At 52.0% G+C, this 18,663-nt stretch carries 16 protein-coding genes; 10 read left to right on the top strand and 6 right to left on the bottom strand.

Annotation, left to right across the window (positions count from 1 at the left end; genetic code table 11):
* Positions 1-11 precede the first annotated feature (11 nt).
* Positions 12-836: a response regulator gene (locus tag ACO0LG_RS13530; protein WP_423027103.1), complete on the top strand. Its 825-nt coding sequence runs from the start codon at positions 12-14 to the stop codon at positions 834-836.
* A gap of 1 nt (position 837) precedes the next feature.
* Here ACO0LG_RS13530 and ACO0LG_RS13525 read toward each other — a convergent pair whose 3' ends face one another.
* Complete coding sequence (locus ACO0LG_RS13525; RefSeq protein ID WP_162057814.1) at positions 838-1,293, bottom strand: Lrp/AsnC family transcriptional regulator; 456 nt, start codon at positions 1,291-1,293, stop codon at positions 838-840.
* Positions 1,294-1,669: 376 nt separating this feature from the next.
* Between ACO0LG_RS13525 and ACO0LG_RS13520 the strand changes: the two genes are divergently transcribed.
* Both ACO0LG_RS13520 and rocF read left to right on the top strand, forming a co-directional pair.
* On the top strand, positions 1,670-2,749 hold the full coding sequence (locus ACO0LG_RS13520; RefSeq protein WP_423027101.1) for an ornithine cyclodeaminase: 1,080 nt from the start codon (positions 1,670-1,672) through the stop codon (positions 2,747-2,749).
* A gap of 35 nt (positions 2,750-2,784) precedes the next feature.
* A complete protein-coding gene (rocF, locus tag ACO0LG_RS13515) occupies positions 2,785-3,696 on the top strand; it encodes an arginase (RefSeq protein ID WP_423027099.1) in 912 nt (303 codons plus the stop codon).
* Between the two features lie 75 nt (positions 3,697-3,771).
* Here rocF and cadR read toward each other — a convergent pair whose 3' ends face one another.
* Positions 3,772-4,218 (bottom strand): Cd(II)/Pb(II)-responsive transcriptional regulator, encoded by a 447-nt coding sequence (cadR, locus tag ACO0LG_RS13510; RefSeq protein ID WP_162057811.1) that lies wholly within the window; start codon positions 4,216-4,218, stop codon positions 3,772-3,774.
* An 89-nt stretch (positions 4,219-4,307) separates the two neighbouring features.
* On the opposite strand from cadR, the gene ACO0LG_RS13505 reads away from it, so the two are divergent.
* From ACO0LG_RS13505 to ACO0LG_RS13485, 5 genes are all read left to right on the top strand, one after another.
* Positions 4,308-6,575, top strand: coding sequence for a heavy metal translocating P-type ATPase (locus tag ACO0LG_RS13505; RefSeq protein ID WP_423027097.1), 2,268 nt, complete (start codon positions 4,308-4,310; stop codon positions 6,573-6,575).
* Between the two features lie 33 nt (positions 6,576-6,608).
* Positions 6,609-6,977, top strand: a complete 369-nt coding sequence (locus tag ACO0LG_RS13500) for a hypothetical protein (RefSeq protein WP_423027095.1) — start codon at positions 6,609-6,611, stop codon at positions 6,975-6,977.
* A gap of 145 nt (positions 6,978-7,122) precedes the next feature.
* A complete protein-coding gene (locus ACO0LG_RS13495) occupies positions 7,123-8,403 on the top strand; it encodes a TolC family protein (protein WP_423027093.1) in 1,281 nt (426 codons plus the stop codon).
* Positions 8,404-8,411: 8 nt separating this feature from the next.
* Complete coding sequence (locus ACO0LG_RS13490; protein ID WP_423027091.1) at positions 8,412-9,941, top strand: efflux RND transporter periplasmic adaptor subunit; 1,530 nt, start codon at positions 8,412-8,414, stop codon at positions 9,939-9,941.
* Positions 9,942-9,961: 20 nt separating this feature from the next.
* Positions 9,962-13,099 (top strand): efflux RND transporter permease subunit, encoded by a 3,138-nt coding sequence (locus ACO0LG_RS13485; protein WP_423027089.1) that lies wholly within the window; start codon positions 9,962-9,964, stop codon positions 13,097-13,099.
* Positions 13,100-13,173: 74 nt separating this feature from the next.
* Here ACO0LG_RS13485 and ACO0LG_RS13480 read toward each other — a convergent pair whose 3' ends face one another.
* The 4 genes from ACO0LG_RS13480 to ACO0LG_RS13465 all read right to left on the bottom strand — a co-directional run bounded on the left by ACO0LG_RS13480 (position 13,174) and on the right by ACO0LG_RS13465 (position 16,546).
* Positions 13,174-14,607: an NAD(P)(+) transhydrogenase (Re/Si-specific) subunit beta gene (locus ACO0LG_RS13480; RefSeq protein WP_423027087.1), complete on the bottom strand. Its 1,434-nt coding sequence runs from the start codon at positions 14,605-14,607 to the stop codon at positions 13,174-13,176.
* On the bottom strand, positions 14,607-14,930 hold the full coding sequence (locus ACO0LG_RS13475) for an NAD(P) transhydrogenase subunit alpha (protein ID WP_423027085.1): 324 nt from the start codon (positions 14,928-14,930) through the stop codon (positions 14,607-14,609). Before ACO0LG_RS13475 ends, ACO0LG_RS13480 begins: the two co-directional genes overlap by 1 nt.
* Before the next feature lie 83 nt (positions 14,931-15,013).
* Positions 15,014-15,379 (bottom strand): aspartate 1-decarboxylase, encoded by a 366-nt coding sequence (panD, locus tag ACO0LG_RS13470; RefSeq protein WP_110255112.1) that lies wholly within the window; start codon positions 15,377-15,379, stop codon positions 15,014-15,016.
* Positions 15,380-15,430: 51 nt separating this feature from the next.
* The gene (locus ACO0LG_RS13465) at positions 15,431-16,546 is read right to left on the bottom strand and encodes a Re/Si-specific NAD(P)(+) transhydrogenase subunit alpha (protein WP_423027083.1); all 1,116 of its coding nucleotides are present in this window, start codon (positions 16,544-16,546) and stop codon (positions 15,431-15,433) included.
* 453 nt (positions 16,547-16,999) lie between these two features.
* On the opposite strand from ACO0LG_RS13465, the gene ACO0LG_RS13460 reads away from it, so the two are divergent.
* Positions 17,000-17,491 carry an NUDIX hydrolase gene (locus ACO0LG_RS13460; protein WP_423027081.1) on the top strand — a complete coding sequence of 164 codons (492 nt, stop codon included), beginning with the start codon at positions 17,000-17,002 and terminating at the stop codon, positions 17,489-17,491.
* The gene (gene mnmA / locus ACO0LG_RS13455) at positions 17,488-18,585 is read left to right on the top strand and encodes a tRNA 2-thiouridine(34) synthase MnmA (protein ID WP_423027079.1); all 1,098 of its coding nucleotides are present in this window, start codon (positions 17,488-17,490) and stop codon (positions 18,583-18,585) included. Before ACO0LG_RS13460 ends, mnmA begins: the two co-directional genes overlap by 4 nt.
* Positions 18,586-18,663 lie beyond the last annotated feature (78 nt).

The raw sequence follows: 18,663 nt of genomic DNA, 5'->3' as shown, positions 1-18,663 counted from the left end.
TCGCCAACATCATGAATAATGACCTCCCTGAGTCCGAAAAAATCAATGAAGAAGAAAGCTTTGAAGAGCTGAATCAAGCAGACTATCGCAGCCTGGTGTATCTGTACTTTTCAGATGCTGATGCCGGTCAGCAATTGGCTGCGACGCTGGAACTGTATCATCATGAAGTCGTCTGCTTTGATGAGGCCAATGAATTGCAATCCGCCATCATGGTCAGGCTGCCGCAAGCCCTGGTCGTGGACGTGGATAGTCCAGCCGGCATGGCGACCCGCAAGAAAATTGCCAACCGCGTCATTAGCAACTTCCCCATCATTTATATTTCAGAGATGGACGATTTTACACAGCGCCTGGCGGCTGTTAGAGAAGGCGCAGCGGGCTACTTTCTCAAGCCTCTCGACGTGGAGGCATTAAGCGCCAAGATAGATGAAAAAATCGCCAGGAACGAAGTGCTGGCTTACCGCATACTCGTGGTAGATGACGATGAATTGCTGGCCAGTTATTACGATGCCATACTCAGCAGCGCTGGCATGCATGTGAAAGCGATCAACGACCCCAGTGAAATTCTGGAGTCACTGAAAAAATTCAAGCCTGAACTGGTGCTGACAGACTTGAACATGCCCGTCTGCAATGGCCTGGAGATGGCACAAATCATCCGGCAAAACAACCGCTACATCGACATTCCCATCGTCTTTCTATCGACAGAAATACAAAAAGAAATGACCGCCATAGAAACCGGGGCAGACGATTTTTTGGGTAAACCCATAGATCCGGAAAAACTGATTTCAACTATCGCCAGCAGGGCAGAACGTTATCGCAATCTGCGCAAGCAAAGATAAATTAGTCTATCGGCAAGCCGCTAACGGGTTTGATTTCTTCCATACAGATCATCGACCGCAGCGAGGCGACACCAGGTACCTGCATCAGGGTGTCTGTCAGGAATTGTGACAGGCTTTTCAAATCGCTGGCCACCACTTTGAGGATGTAATCAAAGTCACCGGAAATGGTGTGGCATTCTATGATTTCAGGAAAAGCCTTCAATTGCCGCTCTACCTCGCGCACATTACGAAACTGTTCGCGGTCCAGCGACAGGTTCACAAATGCCATCACGCCCAGGCCCAGTGCCTCAGGTGCAACCTGTGCGACATAAGCCCGTATCACCCCTTTTTCTTCCAGTGTCCTGACCCTGCGCAGGGTTTGTGGTGCCGACAGATGTATGCGTTCTGCCAGGCTTAAATTGCTCATGCGTCCATCCTGTTGCAAATGTCGCAAGATACTGCGGTCATACACGTCCATATTCATCCCCCCGGCTCCACCCTGATTTTCAGGATATTTTGTCATTTTCATTAAATGAGAAATTAAAACACATTAATTATTAATATATGAAACTTAATTTCTATTTACATGAAATTTACATCTTATTTAGCAATCTATTTCTTTTCCCGGCTGGCTACAATGATAAACAGAATACATAGCACAACAGGTGCGCAAGAGCCTGATGCGAAATGGGTCTGGTGGATTTTCAAAACATCACTCTTCTTTGAAAGAGTGAATGAAAGTCTCGCAACATCAGGAAAACCAGGGTGATTTCGCAATAGCCTCTGAAATGTGTTCCCGCAAGTCCTTATGCTTATATATCAATACTGTAAATACGGTAAACACGGAGAACAACATGGTGACCTTCATCGGCACAAAAGAATTGCAAAACCACTTGAAGAAGACCAGACTCGAAGATGCCATTGCGCGTCTGGCTGGCATGATCAAGGAAGATTATTTGCGCTGGCAGTCATTCGACAAATCCGCACGGGTAGCTAATCATTCAGACGTGGGTGTCATAGAACTGATGCCTATCTCGGACGGTAACCAATACTCATTCAAATACGTTAATGGTCACCCCAAAAACACCCAGGCTGGTTTGCTGACGGTAACTGCCTTTGGTGTGCTGGCTGATGTAAATACCGGCTACCCTCGCCTGCTGTCAGAACTGACATTGACAACCGCCATACGCACTGCTGCCACCTCGGCGCTGGCAGCGACTTACATGGCCAGGCCTGACAGCCGTGTCATGGCTTTGATAGGCAATGGTGCGCAAAGTGAATTCCAGGCAGTAGCTTTTCATGCGATGCTGGGCATCAAAGAGTTGCGCGTATATGACATAGACCCTGCAGCAACCGACAAATTAATTCATAATTTGCGAATGTATCCAGAATTACGTGTCATACGCGCCAGTTCCACTGCCGAGGCAGTCAAGGGCGCGGACATCGTGACCACGGTGACAGCAGACAAAACCAATGCCATCATACTGACCCCGGACATGATAGAACCCGGTATGCATATCAATGGTGTAGGCGGTGATTGCCCTGGCAAGACAGAGTTGCATGCAGATATTTTGAATAATGCCTATGTGGTAGTGGAATATGAACCGCAATCGCGCATAGAAGGTGAGTTGCAGCAAATGCCTGCGGACTTCAAGGTGACCGAGCTGTGGACTATCCTGGCAGGTAATGCCACTGGCCGCAGCCATGCTGAGCAAGTCACGGTATTTGATTCTGTCGGTTTTGCGCTGGAAGATTTTTCTGCCATGCGTTACCTGGAAAAATATGTCATGCAGGCCAATTCACCGGTACTGGACCTGATCCCTGAAATGATGAACCCGAAAGACCTGTTTGGTATGGGAATGGCAGCAACAAGCAGCACTGTTGCCAGCCCTGCCCGTAGCAATACAGATTGTGCCGTACCAATAAACGCCTGAAGTCAATGTTGACCACGGCATTACACTAGAAACGAATGAAAACCATTTCCTTAATTGGAGCGCCTACCGATGTAGGCGCGAGCGTCAGAGGCGCGGGCATGGGGCCCGACGCATTACGTGTGGCGGGCCTGAACGAGGCTTTGACGGCACGCGGCTTGAAAGTCATTGACCATGGCAATTTGCATGGCCCGGCCAATCCCTGGGAACAACCAGTGAATGGCCTGCGCCACCTGAAAGAGGCGATAGACTGGAACCAGGCCGTGTATGACGCCGTCGATAAGGCCTTGCAGGATGGCCATATGCCCATGATGCTCGGTGGTGATCATTGCCTGGCGATAGGTTCCATCAGCGCGGTGGCTGCACATTGCCGCCGCACTGGCAAAAAATTGCGCGTCCTGTGGTTTGATGCGCATGCCGACAGCAATCTGTCGACCATCAGCCCTACCGGCAATATCCATGGCATGCCTGTCGCCTGCCTCATGGGTCATGGTCCGAAAGAGCTGATCAACTATAGCGGCCAGACGCCTGCCATACAACCCACCGACATACGCCTGATAGGCATACGCAGTGTCGATGATGGTGAGCGCAAGTTCATCCATGAAATGGGCATGCAGGTTTTCGACATGCGCTACATCGATGAATATGGCATGCGCAATGTCATGTCCTCAGTCCTGGCGAATCTCGACAGCGATACCCATTTGCATGTGAGCTTTGATCTCGACTGCCTTGACCCAGGCATCGCCCCCGGCGTAGGAACGGCAGTACTCGGTGGCCCCAGTTACCGCGAAGCACAGTTGTGCATGGAGATGATCGCCGACACGGGCCTGATGGCATCGCTGGATGTAGTAGAACTGAACCCGGCCCTGGATGTACGCAACCAGACTGCGGTGCTGGCAGTTGACTTGATCGAAAGCCTGTTTGGTAAATCAACGCTGGTCAGGATGTAAGCGAGAAATAAAGAACATCAGGTCATCAGGCATGTTTGCCGATGACCTGTTCGATCTTCGAAGGCCTTGTAGCCGTCAATGACAGCCGCTACCGTGGCTACCCAGGTTACGCACCGGATGCTCTTCCGCCGTTCCCAGATTTTGCAAAATACCGCAATCTTTTGTTGCCTGCGCACTGGTGCATAGTTTGCGCAGGGATTTTAACTGTGACTCCAGCCCTTTCAACTCCCTAATGCGGTGCGCCACATGTTCTATATGCTTGTCGAGCAAGGCATTTACTTCTGAACAATTGTCTTCAGGCGCATCACGGAACTGCAATAGCTGGCGTATTTCATCCAGCGTCATATCCAGAGAACGGCAATGCCGGATGAATTGCAGGCGTTCTGCATGCATTTCGCCATACAGACGAAAATTACCCTGCGAGCGGCTGGCCTGTGGCAGCAAGCCTTCTTTTTCATAGTAACGTATGGTTTCCACCAGGCAACCTGATCGTTTTGCCAATTCGCCAATTTTCAATTCCATTTGTGTGTCCCCTCATTTAAATCTAGTGCTTGACTCTATACCTGCTACAGGGTGTCTAATGCTTACTATACCTCTTTTCCGGAGTCAGCATGGCGCATCAGCATTCGCAAGAACACTCAGAACACTCACATGAGCACGCCCATGAGTCAGCGCACAAGCATGCCCATACCTGTTGCGACCATGGAGGCGTCAAAGTGGCACAGGGTAATGAAAAGCCTATAGCAGCACCTGCCGGTACATCGACCGTGGTGTATTCCATAGAAAATATGGATTGCCCGACAGAAGAAGGCTTGATACGCAATAAGCTAAGCCCCATGCCCGGCATAGCCCAGCTTGATTTTAATCTCATGCAACGCAAACTGACGGTCAGCCATACGCTGGACAATCAGGCGAAGATACAGGCCGTGCTGACATCCATAGGCATGCAAGCCGTGCTGTTAAGCGAAGATGGCAAAGACAATGAGGAGGCAGCCGCAATACCGCCAGCAAACCCTGCACAAAAATGGTGGTTGCTGGGCGCTGCCGGGCTGGCCGCAATATTCGCCGAAACCTATGCCTATATCAGCGGAGCAGAAAAAGCCTGGCTCGTCATGCTCTTGTCTGCCCTGGCGATACTGCTCAGTGGCACCAGCACTTATAAAAAGGGCTGGATAGCACTGAAGAACCTGAACCTGAACATCAATGCCCTGATGACGATCGCCGTCACCGGTGCGCTGATCATAGGCCAATGGCCAGAGGCAGCCATGGTCATGGTCTTGTTCAGCCTGTCAGAAGCCATAGAAGCCATGTCGCTGGACCGCGCCCGCAATGCCATACGTGGCCTGATGGCCATGACACCAGAAACAGCCAGTGTCTTGCAGGCAGATGGTAGCTGGCAGGATGTCTCGGCCAAAGCTATCGCCATAGGCGCTACGGTAAGAGTTGCCCCAGGTGAACGCATCCCACTGGATGGTGAGCTCAGCAAGGGGCAGTCATCAGTCAACCAGGCTCCTATCACGGGCGAGAGCATACCGGTTGCCAAGACAATCGGTGACAAACTGTTTGCTGGCACCATCAATGAAACAGGCTCTTTTGAATACCGCGTGACTGCTGCACAAACTGATTCCACCCTGTCACGCATTATTCATGCGGTCGAAGAAGCACAAGGCAGCCGTGCGCCGACGCAACGTTTTGTCGACAGCTTCGCCAAGGTATACACACCTATCGTGTTTATACTGGCGCTGGGTGTCATGCTCATCCCTCCCCTGTTATTGGGCCTGCCATGGATGGTCTGGGTGTACAAGGCGCTGGTCTTGCTGGTGATTGCCTGCCCATGTGCGCTGGTAGTTTCTACCCCGGTGACTGTAGTCAGCGGGCTGGCCGCAGCAGCCAAGGCGGGCATACTTATCAAAGGTGGCGTGTATCTGGAAGAAGGCCGTAAGCTGAAGTCACTGGCACTGGATAAAACCGGCACCATTACCCAGGGCAAACCTGTTGTCACGGATATCAAATTGCTCAACGGTGACCAGGCCACGGCATTGCAACTGGCAGCCAGCCTCGCAAACCGCTCTGATCACCCAGTATCAGGCGCAGTGACTGCCTATTCGACAATGCAAGGTAGTGGATCATTGGAAGTCACTAACTTTGAGGCGATTGCAGGCCGTGGCGTCAAAGGCCAGATAGCGGGCAAATGGTATTACCTCGGCAATCATCGCCTGATAGAAGAACTCAAGATTTGCAGCCCCTCTACTGAAGCAGCACTGTTCGCGATGGAAGCGGAAGGCAAGACAGCCGTCATCATTGCCGATGAAGAAAAGGCATTGGCGGTAATTGCCGTGGCAGACACTGTGCGTGAAAGCAGCCGCCAGGCAATTGCAGAACTGCATGCACTGGGAATACGCACTGTCATGCTGACTGGCGATAATGAAATGACCGCGAAAGCCATTGCAAAAAATGTAGGCATTGATGATGCGCGTGGCAATCTGCTGCCCGAAGACAAACTGGCTGCCATCAATGATGAGCTGGCCAGTCACGGCACGGTTGGCATGGTCGGCGATGGCATCAATGATGCCCCTGCACTAGCCAAATCCAGCATAGGCTTTGCCATGGGTGCGGCAGGCACGGATACAGCGCTGGAAACTGCTGACGTTGCCCTGATGGATGATGACTTGCGCAAGATCCCTCAATTCATCCGTCTGAGCCAGCGCACTGCCACCATACTGAAACAGAATATTGCCCTGGCACTGGGTATCAAGCTGGCTTTCCTGGTGATGGCAGTCATGGGTGTGGCGACTTTATGGATGGCGGTATTTGCTGACATGGGAGCTAGCTTATTGGTGATCTTCAATGGCTTGCGTCTGGTTCGTCGCCTTAAATAATGACAATATGCTTTAGGGTTTATAATTCGCACCATGCTTAAAAAATTCGTCCTCATGATCATCGTTGCTTTCACTCTCCAGCTAAGCTGGTCGGTGGCGAGTGCGTATTGCATGCATGAGACGGACAAGACTTCGCAACACTTTGGTCATCATCCGCATGAGCATGAAGCCAGGGATGGCGACACTCATGCTGATAAATCCACAGACAAATCAGCGGCAAAAAAAGCAGCGTCCCACCCAGATTGCGCGTCGTGCGCGCATAGCCCACTGGGTGCGCATTCATCCAATCTGCCGCTGTCAGAATCGACGCTGATCACCTATCAGCTCACTGCAGCATCACTGCAAACTCCTGCGCCTTTTCTGGCACAACCTGAACGTCCCAAATGGATGGCCTTCGCCTAAGTCCGGCGAGGCATCTGTCTATATTTATTTCTTTGCTTTTGTGTTTTGTCACGTATTTTATTGCGTGCGCGTAAAGCATTTTCAAAGCTAGAAACTTGACGGTTACTTGCTGGATTCTTCCTTTTCGTTTTTTCTGGAGAATGCCATGCAAAAATTATTCTTGCCACTCGCTGTCGTGGCTGTACTACTGTGTTCCATGCTGTTTCCGGCATCGGCACAGGCACAAAACTCATTGCCCTCGACCAGCGCAGGCCTAATGACCCTGCCCGCAGCATTAGCACAGGCGCTTGCCAACAACCCCGACATCGCTGCTGCCAGGCGTGAAGTGCAAGCCAGTGAAGGCGCATTGCGCCAAGCTGGCGTCATGCCCAATCCTGAACTGTCTGTCCTCATGGAAGATGCCAGGCAAGACAGCCGCAGCACCACTATACAGATCAATCAGCCTCTGGAACTAGGCGGCAAACGCGGCGCACGCATCAACGTCGCCGAGCGCAGTCGCAGTGCTGCATTGAATGAACTGGCGATCAAATCCGCCGAGATCAGGGCGGCAGTCACCACACAGTTTTTTGCTGTTCTGATTGCACAGGAGCGCCAGCGTCTGGCCACAGCTTCACTGGAACTGGCAAAAGGTGCGAGCCATGCTACCAGTCGCCAGGTCAGCGTCGGCAAAATCCCGCCACTGGAAGCTACCAGGGCAGGCATCGCTGAATCTGGGGTGCGTGTAGAACTTGCGCAAGCCAATAGCGAATTGCTGATAGCCAGGCAAAGCCTGGCAACCTCCATGGGCAGCAAGCTGGCTGTCGATCAGCAATTGCAGGCTGAATTCCATACCCTGCCTGCCTTGCCCGACTTGCAAAAACTGACGCAAGCCCTGGCACGTTCACCATTGATGCAACGCGCGCAACTGGAAGTAGACAAGCGCCTCGCCATGTCTGCCTTGGAAAAAAGCAGGCAAATACCGGACCTGACTTTAAGCATAGGTAACAAGCGTGAACAGCAAACCGGCCGCAACCAGGCCATCGTCGGCATCAGCATCCCGCTGAACCTGTTCGACCGCAACCAGGGCAATTTGCAGGAAGCACTGAGCCGCGCAGACAAGGCCAGGGATGAATTGGCAGCCACAGAAAACCGCCTGCATGGAGAAGTACTGCAAGCCCATCAACGACTGAGCCTCGCCAGGGAAGAAGCCGAAATGCTGAAAAAAGACATGCTGCCAGCTGCGCAGCAGGCATATGAGCTTGCCATCAAGGGCTTTGAATACGGCAAGTTCAATTTCATGGATGTGCTGGACGCCCAGCGCTCATTGCTGCAAGCCAGGGCGCAATACTTGCGCAGCCTGTCAGAAGCCCAGCGTGCTGCGGCGGATATCGAGGCTTACATAGGTGACAGTGAGTTGAGCCTGTTCACCGCCACCTCTTCATTTTAGGATTTTGTATGAAACTGAATATCAATAAAAAAGCTGCCGTCCCAGTCATCATCGTCCTCCTCATAGGCGCAATATTGGCTGCGCTGATACTGAGCACAGGGAAATGGAAAAAAACTGATGAACACGGCAGCCATGCAGAACAGGCTGAACATGCCGACAAAGAACATCATGACGAAGCCAGTGAAGCCGAAGCTGCCGCCAAAGGCCCGCATGGCGGCAAGCTGTTCAGCAAGGATGGCTATGGACTGGAAGTGACTATCTTCGAGCAAAACACGGCACCAGAATTTCGCCTGTATGCCTACCAGGATGGCAAGCCGCTGCCACCTGCCTCCAGTAACGTCAGCATCAATCTGGAACGCCTGGGTGGCGCAGTACAAAACTTCAAGTTCAGCACAGAAAAAAATTATCTGAAAAGCGATGCGATAGTTGAAGAACCGCATTCCTTCAAAGCCCGCATCACTGCCCAGCATGCGGGCAAGAGCTATCAATTCAGCAGTGAACAGATAGAGGGCCGCGTCAACATGAATGCCCTGAAGCGTAAACAAAATGGCGTGGAGACCGAAATTGCAGGCGCGGTGAAACTGCAAAGCAATCTGAACTTGTTGGGTGAAGTGAAACTGAATGAAGACCGCATGCTGCAAATTGTGCCACGCCTCGCAGGTGTGGTGGAAAGCGTGGCGGTGAATGCAGGTGACAAGGTCAGCAAAGGACAACTGCTGGCCGTGATATCCAGCGAGGCGCTAGTGGACTTGCGCACCGAAGTGCTGGCAACACAAAAACGCCATGCACTGGCACGCAGTAATTTTGATCGCGAGAAAAAACTCTGGGAAGAAAAAATCTCAGCTGAACAGGATTACCTGCATGCCCGCAATGCGATGCAGGAAGCCGACATCACCCTGCAAAGTGCGCAGCAAAAACTGGCTTCCCTTGGTGCAGGTATGGCTAACAAAGGTAACTTGAATCGCTATGAAATCCGCTCACCCATCGCAGGCACAGTAACCGAGAAACATATCAGCATAGGCCAGTCACTCAAGGATGATGCAGCTATTTTTACAGTGGCTGATCTCAGCAGTGTCTGGGTAGAAATCGCGATACCTGCCAAGGACCTCAACAATGTCAGGACAGGCCAACCTGCCAAAGTCAGTGCCAATGCCTTTGACGCAACGGCAGAAGGCAAGCTCAGCTATGTAGGCGCAGTCATGGGTGAACAGACCCGCACCGCCAAAGCGCGCTTGCTGCTGCCAAATACCAAGGGTGAGTGGTATCCCGGCCTGACGGTAAATGTGGCCCTGCTGTCAGCCGAAGTAGAAGTACCAGTTGCGATAGTCAATGAAGCCATACAAATAATAGCCGAGCAAGCCACGGTGTTTGCCAGCTATGGCGATCAACTGGAAGCCAGGCCGGTGGAAATGGGCCGCAATGATGGCAAGTACACAGAGATACGCAAGGGCTTGCAAGCGGGAACAGCCTATGTCGCAAAAAACAGTTTCCTGATCAAGGCTGAGCTAGGCAAAGCTGCCGCCAGTCATGAACACTAGAAGCATGAGGAAAACACATCATGTTTGAAAAAATCATACAATTTTCGATAGCGCAGCGCTGGCTGGTCATCATGTTGACATTGGCGCTGGCAGCAGTGGGCATCTTCAGTTACCAGCGTCTGCCGATTGATGCCGTGCCGGACATCACCAACGTCCAGGTACAGGTCAATACCGCCGCTCCCGGTTATTCACCGCTGGAGGCTGAGCAACGCATCAGCTTTCCCATAGAAACCGTGATGGCAGGTCTGCCTAACCTGCAACAAACCCGTTCACTGTCGCGCTATGGCTTGTCACAAGTGACCATCATCTTCAAGGACGGCACTGACATTTACTTTGCGCGCCAGCTCGTCAATGAACGCATACAGGAAGCTAAGGGCAAGTTACCCGCGGGTATAGAACCCGGTATGGGGCCTATCTCCACCGGCCTGGGTGAAATCGTCATGTGGACAGTTGAGAGCAAGGAAGGCGCGCTCAAGGCTGACGGTCAGCCTTACACAGCTACCGACCTGCGTGAGATACAGGACTGGATAGTCAAGCCACAACTACGCAATGTTGCAGGCGTGACCGAGATCAATACCATAGGTGGCTATGCCAAGGAATTTCTGGTCGCACCATCGCCAGAAAAGCTGGTGGCACATGGCTTGAGCTGGCAAGACGTAGTCACTGCACTGGAAAAAAATAATGGCAATGTCGGCGCGGGCTACATAGAGAGACGTGGAGAACAATACCTTGTCAGGGCACCGGGGCAACTGGCTTCCATGGATGACATACGCAATGTCGTCGTCAGCACCCAAAAGAATGTTCCTGTGCGTATCAACGATATCGCCGAAGTCAGCATAGGCCGTGAACTACGCACTGGTGCAGCCACTGAAAATGGCCGTGAAGTCGTGCTCGGCACGGTGTTCATGCTGATCGGTGAAAACAGCCGCAAGGTATCACAGGATGTGGCAAAAAAACTGGCTGAGATCAACCGCAGCCTGCCGCCGGGCATCGTCGCCAGCACCGTATATGACCGCACAGTACTGGTCGACAAGGCCATCAATACGGTAAAGAAAAACCTGCTGGAAGGCGCCGTGCTGGTCATCGCCATCCTCTTCCTGTTTTTGGGGAATATACGTGCAGCCCTCATCACCGCCATGGTGATACCGCTGGCAATGCTATTCACTTTCACCGGCATGGTGGGCAATAAGGTCAGTGCCAATCTCATGAGCCTTGGTGCGCTGGATTTTGGCATCATCATCGATGGTGCCGTGGTCATTGTGGAAAATTGCGTGCGCAGGCTGGCTCATGCGCAAGCGGCTGCCGGGCGTACATTAAACCGCAGTGAACGCCTGCAAGAAGTTTTCGCTGCTGCCAGAGAAGCCCGCCGCCCCTTGCTGTTTGGCCAGTTGATCATCATGGTGGTTTACCTGCCCATCTTTGCGTTGACCGGGGTCGAAGGCAAGATGTTCCACCCCATGGCGTTTACCGTGGTTGCGGCCCTGATTGCAGCGATGGTCTTGTCGATGACTTTCATCCCTGCCGCTGTCGCCCTGTTCATCGGTGAACACGTCAGTGAAAAAGAAAACCGCTTGATGCTGTGGGCCAAACAACTCTATCAACCCATGCTGGACTTTGCCCTGCAAAGCAAGGTACTGGTCTTGAGCGTCGTTGTGGTGGTACTGGCTTTGAGTGGTTTGCTGGCTAGCCGCATGGGCAGTGAATTTGTCCCCAGCCTGAATGAGGGAGATATCGCCCTGCATGCCATGCGCATACCCGGCACCAGCCTGAGCCAGGCTTTGCAAATGCAGATAGAACTCGAGCATGTAATACGCACTTTCCCTGAAGTCGATAAAGTTTTTGGCAAGCTGGGTACGGCAGAAATAGCGACAGACCCCATGCCGCCAAATGTGGCCGACACTTTCATCATGCTCAAGCCGCAAGAGCAATGGCCAGACCCCAGGCGCAGCAAGGAAGATCTGGTATCAGCCATACAGGAAGCCGTGGAAAAAGTGCCGGGCAATAATTATGAATTTACCCAGCCGATACAAATGCGCTTCAATGAATTGATCTCTGGTGTACGCAGCGACGTCGCGATCAAGGTCTTTGGTGACGACATGGATATCATGAACCGCACTGGGGAGCAGATTGCCAGAGTGCTGGAAAAAATCCCCGGTGCTGCCGATGTCAAGCTGGAACAAACCACCGGCCTGCCTATGCTGAGCATCAACATCAACCGCGAAAAGGCAGCCAGGCTGGGCTTGAATATCAGCGATGTGCAGGACGTGATTTCCGCAGCCATAGGCGGCAAAGAATCCGGCACCCTGTTCCAGGGTGACCGCCGTTTTGATATCGTCGTTCGTTTGCCAGAAAACGTGCGCAGCGATATTGATGCCATCAAGCGCCTGCCTATACGCTTGCCGAATGCATCGAATGCACAAAATGGCGCTGCCAGTTTTATTACCCTGGCTGACCTGGCAAGCATAGACATGGCACCCGGCCCCAACCAGATCAGCCGTGAAGATGGCAAGCGCCGCGTTGTCGTCACTGCCAATGTACGTGGCCGCGACATAGGCTCCTTCGTGAGAGAAGCACAGGATCAGCTAGCACAAAAAGTCAAAGTCCCCACGGCTTACTGGACCACCTGGGGCGGTACGTTCGAGCAATTGCAGTCCGCATCACAACGCCTGCAAATCGTTGTACCTGCTGCCTTGCTACTGGTCTTCATGCTGCTGTTTGCCATGTTTGGCAATATCAGGGACGGCTTACTGGTCTTCACCGGCGTGCCGTTTGCCCTGACGGGCGGCATAGTCGCACTGTGGCTGCGCGACATACCGCTGTCGATTTCTGCCGGAGTTGGCTTTATCGCGCTGTCTGGCGTTGCGGTATTGAATGGCCTGGTGATGATTGCCTATATACGTAGCCTGCGTGAAGAAGGCATGGCACTGGACAAAGCCATCCAGCAAGGCGCATTGACACGCCTGCGGCCGGTGTTGATGACGGCGCTGGTAGCATCGCTGGGCTTCATCCCCATGGCGCTGGCGACAGGCACAGGGGCAGAAGTACAAAGACCGCTGGCGACAGTGGTCATCGGTGGCATACTTTCATCGACCCTGCTTACCTTGCTGGTGCTGCCTTTGCTGTATCAACTAAGTCATCGCAAGACGGATAAGCCGTAATACAGTATTAAAAAAAATGCCCAAAGCGAATAGCGCTTTGGGCATTTTTAATACAGATCAAACTATCTCAAAAACTATTCAACAGCTTTAACCATGTCTTCAATGACTTTCTTGGCATCACCAAACACCATCATGGTTTTATCCATGTAGAACAATTCATTGTCCAGACCTGCATAGCCAGAAGCCATGGAGCGCTTGTTGACGATGACGGTCTTGGCTTTGTAGGCTTCCAGGATAGGCATGCCAGCGATAGGTGATTTGGGGTCTTTTGCCGCAGGATTAACCACGTCATTTGCACCCAATACCAGCACCACATCAGCCTGAGCAAATTCGTTGTTGATGTCTTCCATCTCGAATACCTGGTCGTAAGGTACTTCAGCTTCTGCCAGCAAGACATTCATGTGGCCTGGCATGCGCCCCGCCACAGGGTGAATTGCATACTTCACTGTAATACCTTTGTGCGTCAGTTTTTCTGTCAGTTCTTTCAGTGCATGCTGGGCACGGGCAACTGCCAGGCCATAACCAGGAACGATGATGACAGTTTCTGCATTACCGAGCAGGAAAGCCACGTCATCAGCAGAGCCTGACTTGACGTTACGCTGTGCCTGGCCGCCTGTAGCAGCTGTAACCGCTTCGCCACCAAAACCACCCAAAAGCACATTGAAGAAAGAGCGATTCATCGCCTTGCACATGATGTAAGACAGGATCGCACCAGAAGAACCCACCAGCGAACCGGCAATGATCAGCATGGAGTTATTCAGTGAGAAACCGATACCCGCAGCCGCCCAGCCAGAATAACTGTTCAACATCGACACCACCACCGGCATATCAGCACCACCGATAGGGATGATGATGAGTACACCCAGCACAAAGGCCAAAGCCGTCATGATGATGAAGGGTGTCCAGCTTTGTGTGACGCAGAAGGCAATACCACAACCGAACATGGCAATTGCCAATACCAGGTTCAACTGATGCTGGCCACTGAAGCTGACTGGCGCGCCTTGAAACAGACGGAACTTGTACTTGCCCGACAATTTACCAAAGGCGATGACGGAACCAGAGAAAGTAATCGCACCGACAAAAGTACCAATGAACAATTCCAGACGGTTACCGAAAGGAATAGGCTGGTCTCTTGCGACGATATTGAATACCCAGGGTTCAGACACCACAGCCACGGCGATACAAACCGCAGCCAGACCGATCAATGAGTGCATCGCTGCGACCAGTTCCGGCATCTTGGTCATCTCTACGCGTTTGGCCAGCGTTGCCCCTATGCCGCCACCGACAATAACGCCGATGGCAACCAGGCCATAGCCAAGGCCTGCACCGGCGCTCTCGTTTTTCAGCTTGACAATCAGGGCGATCGTGGTCGCGACTGCGATTGCCATACCTATCATGCCAAAGCTGTTACCACGACGGGCGGTGGAAGGATGGGACAAACCTTTAAGGGCCTGGATAAAGCAAACGGATGCAATCAGATACAGCATCGTTACCAGATTCATGCTCATTATTTGCCCTCCTTGTCAGCATGGGCAATGGCTTTAGGCTCTTTTTTTCTGAACATTTCCAGCATCCTCTGGGTGACCAGAAAACCGCCGAATACATTCACTGCCGCCAGTGCTACGGCTGCCGTGCCCATGACCTGGGCCAGCAGGCCTTCGGTCAGACCAGCGGCCAGCATGGCACCAACAATGATGATGGCAGAAATGGCATTGGTCACCGCCATCAAAGGCGTGTGCAGGGCTGGTGTTACTGTCCACACCACATGGTAACCGACATAAATTGCCAGCACGAAGATGATGAGATTGGTAAGGGTATGACTAACTTCCATGATGTCCTCTCTTTAATTGGATTGAGACATGCAAATCGAGACATGAACAAGCAGAACTTTACAAACTGCCTGCCCTGCCTGGGTTATTTATACTCTTTGATACTGGTGATCTGATTCTTGCCATTGACGAAAACGACATTCGGTTTATACGCTTTTGCTTCTTCTTCTGTCATCGGTGCATAGGTACAGATAATCATCAGATCGCCCAGTTGTACGCGGCGGGCTGCAGCGCCATTGAGTGAAATTTCACCACTGCCACGTTTGCCCTTGATGGCATAAGTGGAGAAGCGTTCACCGTTGTTGACGTTATACAGCTCTATCTGTTCGTTTTCGATGATGTTGGCAGCGTCGAGCAGATCTTCATCAATCCCACACGATCCTTCGTAGTGCAGGTCACACTGGGTTACAGTTGCGCGATGAATTTTGGCGCGGAGCATATTTCTTTGCATGGTCTTTCTACTTTCTGATACTGATTGCTAAAAACTTTAAAAATTTTTATTCTATTTCTTCAGGACTTCACCGCCTGAGCAAACCAGGGTGGCAGCGACGATTTCATCTTCACGGTTCATCGCCAGAGCAGCGTCCTTGTCGATGATGAGCTTGAGGAAGTCCAGCACATTACGTGCATACAGGGCCGATGCATCGGCTGCCACCAGGGTTGCCAGGTTAGGCTCGCCGATGATGTGCACGCCGTACTTGGTGACCGTCTTGTTGAGTTCAGACAAGGGGCAATTGCCACCCTGCTCTACCGCCATATCAACGATGACCGAGCCCGGTTTCATGGCCTTGACAGTTTCTTCCGAGATCAGAATTGGTGCCTTGCGGCCAGGGATCAGGGCTGTAGTAATAATAATGTCAGCTTGCTTGGCACGTTCATGCACCAGTGCTGCCTGTCTTTCCATCCATGCTGCTGGCATGGGGCGGGCGTAACCGCCGACACCTTTGGCGATCTCGCGTTCTTCATCAGTTTCATAAGGCACGTCGATAAATTTCGCGCCCAGGGATTCAACCTGTTCCTTGACGGGCGGGCGTACATCCGACGCTTCAATCACAGCACCGAGGCGCTTGGCTGTGGCAATGGCTTGCAAACCGGCTACGCCCACACCCATGATCAATACGCGTGCGGCCTTGACCGTGCCTGCCGCTGTCATCAGCATGGGCATGAAGCGTTGATAGGTATTGGCAGCCAGCATGACAGCCTTGTAACCGGCGATATTGGCTTGCGAAGACAAGACGTCGAGCGACTGCGCACGGGTAATGCGCGGTGCAGCTTCGAGTGCAAATGCGGACAGGCCGTGTGTGGCCATTGCCGCAATATTGTCTACGTCAAAAGGATTGAGCATGCCGACCAGCACCGTGCCTGATTTCATCAGCGCACGTTCTTCTGCATTGGGGGCGCGTACTTTCAAGACCAGTTCAGCGCCAAGTGCATCGGCAGCAGTGCCAATTTCTGCACCGGCAACCTGGTAAGCCTCGTCAGTAATACTGGACGCCACGCCCGCACCAGACTGCACGATCACCTGATGTTTGGCGGCGACATATTTCTTGATGGTTTCTGGGGTTGCCGCTACACGCGTCTCCCCCGGCCGTGACTCGGCGGGTATGCCGATTTTCATAGATTTGCTCCCTTTTTTAGTATGAATATTGGTGTATCAATTTCGTGCTGGAATGGCCAAGGGTAAGCTCTGACCGTTCCATTATTTTTTTGCTGATGCGGGTCACTAGTTTTCTTACCCGAATCTTACATTTGATATTCGACAACGATATTACACGCAAAATGTTTTTTAGCACAACCGTTCACTTTTTTGTGTTTTCTGCAAATTTCTTTAAAGAATCATGCTGATGACGTCCTGCAGACATCAATAAAACCAAATAATTTCCTTTAAAAACAGTCACTTGACACTAAAATCAAAAACTGTACAAGTTTGGTGCAAAATCAAAATACGCTGGAAGCACAGAAATAAGCCAGCATAGATAAATTACGCATTAGCTAATTCGGTCTCAAATTTGCTGGATTGCCACACAAAATCTGACGGCAAAGTAAAATGTCGGACTTACCGGGAAATGCTATGTCTGCCATTTGGAAACCCTCCGTCACTGTAGCCGCAATTATTGAGCGCGACCAACAGTTTTTCATGATTGAAGAAGAAACACCTGACGGTATCCGCATCAATCAACCTGCCGGTCATCTTGACCCCAACGAATCGCTGGAACAGGCTGTCATCCGCGAAACACTGGAAGAAACCGCGCACGCTTTCACACCTACCGGACTGATCGGTACGTATATGTCGCGTTTCATTTCCCCCACAAAGGGTGAAGCCGTGACTTACCTGCGCTTTGCCTTCAGCGGTGAACTGGGTGCAGCGCAGGACAGGCCGCTTGATACCGGCATCCTGCGCACCGTGTGGATGAGTTATGCCGACTTGCTGGCGTCACAGGACAGGCATCGTAGCCCTTTGGTCATGCAGTGCATCAATGATTATTTGCAGGGGCAGCACGCGCCGCTGTCCCTGTTGTTTACCCATCCAAGCGCACTTGGAAACTTGGAACCGCAAAAATGAGCAAGAAAAAAGTCGTAATAGGCATGTCAGGCGGCGTTGATTCGTCCGTCTCGGCATGGCTGCTGAAAGAACAGGGCTATGAAGTCATCGGCCTGTACATGAAAAACTGGGAAGATGACGACGATTCAGAATACTGCTCTACCCGCGAAGACTGGATAGATGCCGTCAGCGTTGCCGATGTCGTTGGTGTCGATATCGAAGCCGTCAATTTCGCCAGCGAATACAAGGACCGTGTCTTTGCCGAGTTCCTGCGTGAATACCAGGCTGGACGCACACCGAACCCGGACGTACTGTGCAATGCCGAAATCAAGTTCAAGGCCTTTCTTGACCACGCCATGAAGCTGGGTGCCGATTACATCGCCACTGGCCACTACGCCCGCGTGCGTGAAATGAATGGCCAGTTCCAGTTGATGAAAGCCATGGATGCCAGCAAGGACCAGAGTTATTTCCTGCACAGGCTGAACCAGAAGCAACTGGCAAATACCCTGTTTCCGCTTGGTGAAATCCAGAAGACTGAAGTACGCAAGATCGCTGAGCAATTGCAATTACCGAATGCGAAGAAAAAAGACTCGACTGGCATTTGCTTTATCGGTGAACGCCCTTTCCGCGAATTTTTGAATCGCTATCTGTCGTACAAGCCGGGCAATATTCAGACGCCGGAAGGTGAAATCATAGGCCAGCATGTGGGTCTGAGTTTTTATACCCTGGGTCAGCGCAAAGGCATAGGCATAGGCGGTATCAAGTCGCACCAGAATGCCGACGGCAGCAGCGACGCCTGGTATGTCGCGAAAAAAGATGTAGAAGCGAACACCCTGTATGCAGTGCAGGGCCATGATCACCCATGGTTATTGTCTGCTGGTCTGGAAGCCGGGCAAGTCAGCTGGGTGGCGGGCCAAGCACCGCAAGCCGGTGAGCTATCTGCCAAGACCCGTTACCGCCAGCCTGATGTGGCTTGCCATTTCAGCGGTGACAGTGCGCGTTTTCAACTGGACTTCCCGCAGGCCCAATGGGCAGTCACGCCTGGCCAGTCTGCAGTTTTGTATGATGGCGATGTTTGCCTGGGTGGCGGAATCATTGATCTGGCCAGCCGCTAAGCCATTTTGTAATTAAGCAATCGCTACTTTGCGATCGCCAACAGACTGAATGCCCACATGCCTGTGGGCATTTTTTTA

It is taken from the genome of Undibacterium sp. Ji42W, from assembly GCF_049340405.1.
Classification (GTDB): domain Bacteria; phylum Pseudomonadota; class Gammaproteobacteria; order Burkholderiales; family Burkholderiaceae_D; genus Undibacterium.
This window is presented reverse-complemented; position numbering and strand designations above follow the sequence as displayed.

What these genes read in the sequence shown, in the direction of transcription:
- ACO0LG_RS13465 (WP_423027083.1), bottom strand. Translation starts at nt 16,546, where the DNA reads ATGAAAATCGGCATACCCGCCGAGTCACGGCCGGGGGAGACGCGTGTA.
- cadR (WP_162057811.1), bottom strand. Translation starts at nt 4,218, where the DNA reads ATGGAATTGAAAATTGGCGAATTGGCAAAACGATCAGGTTGCCTGGTG.
- ACO0LG_RS13490 (WP_423027091.1), top strand. Translation starts at nt 8,412, where the DNA reads ATGAAACTGAATATCAATAAAAAAGCTGCCGTCCCAGTCATCATCGTC.
- ACO0LG_RS13505 (WP_423027097.1), top strand. Translation starts at nt 4,308, where the DNA reads ATGGCGCATCAGCATTCGCAAGAACACTCAGAACACTCACATGAGCAC.
- ACO0LG_RS13530 (WP_423027103.1), top strand. Translation starts at nt 12, where the DNA reads ATGAATAATGACCTCCCTGAGTCCGAAAAAATCAATGAAGAAGAAAGC.
- ACO0LG_RS13525 (WP_162057814.1), bottom strand. Translation starts at nt 1,293, where the DNA reads ATGGACGTGTATGACCGCAGTATCTTGCGACATTTGCAACAGGATGGA.
- ACO0LG_RS13500 (WP_423027095.1), top strand. Translation starts at nt 6,609, where the DNA reads ATGCTTAAAAAATTCGTCCTCATGATCATCGTTGCTTTCACTCTCCAG.
- ACO0LG_RS13475 (WP_423027085.1), bottom strand. Translation starts at nt 14,930, where the DNA reads ATGGAAGTTAGTCATACCCTTACCAATCTCATCATCTTCGTGCTGGCA.
- ACO0LG_RS13520 (WP_423027101.1), top strand. Translation starts at nt 1,670, where the DNA reads ATGGTGACCTTCATCGGCACAAAAGAATTGCAAAACCACTTGAAGAAG.
- ACO0LG_RS13480 (WP_423027087.1), bottom strand. Translation starts at nt 14,607, where the DNA reads ATGAGCATGAATCTGGTAACGATGCTGTATCTGATTGCATCCGTTTGC.
- mnmA (WP_423027079.1), top strand. Translation starts at nt 17,488, where the DNA reads ATGAGCAAGAAAAAAGTCGTAATAGGCATGTCAGGCGGCGTTGATTCG.
- ACO0LG_RS13485 (WP_423027089.1), top strand. Translation starts at nt 9,962, where the DNA reads ATGTTTGAAAAAATCATACAATTTTCGATAGCGCAGCGCTGGCTGGTC.
- ACO0LG_RS13460 (WP_423027081.1), top strand. Translation starts at nt 17,000, where the DNA reads ATGTCTGCCATTTGGAAACCCTCCGTCACTGTAGCCGCAATTATTGAG.
- panD (WP_110255112.1), bottom strand. Translation starts at nt 15,379, where the DNA reads ATGCAAAGAAATATGCTCCGCGCCAAAATTCATCGCGCAACTGTAACC.
- rocF (WP_423027099.1), top strand. Translation starts at nt 2,785, where the DNA reads ATGAAAACCATTTCCTTAATTGGAGCGCCTACCGATGTAGGCGCGAGC.
- ACO0LG_RS13495 (WP_423027093.1), top strand. Translation starts at nt 7,123, where the DNA reads ATGCAAAAATTATTCTTGCCACTCGCTGTCGTGGCTGTACTACTGTGT.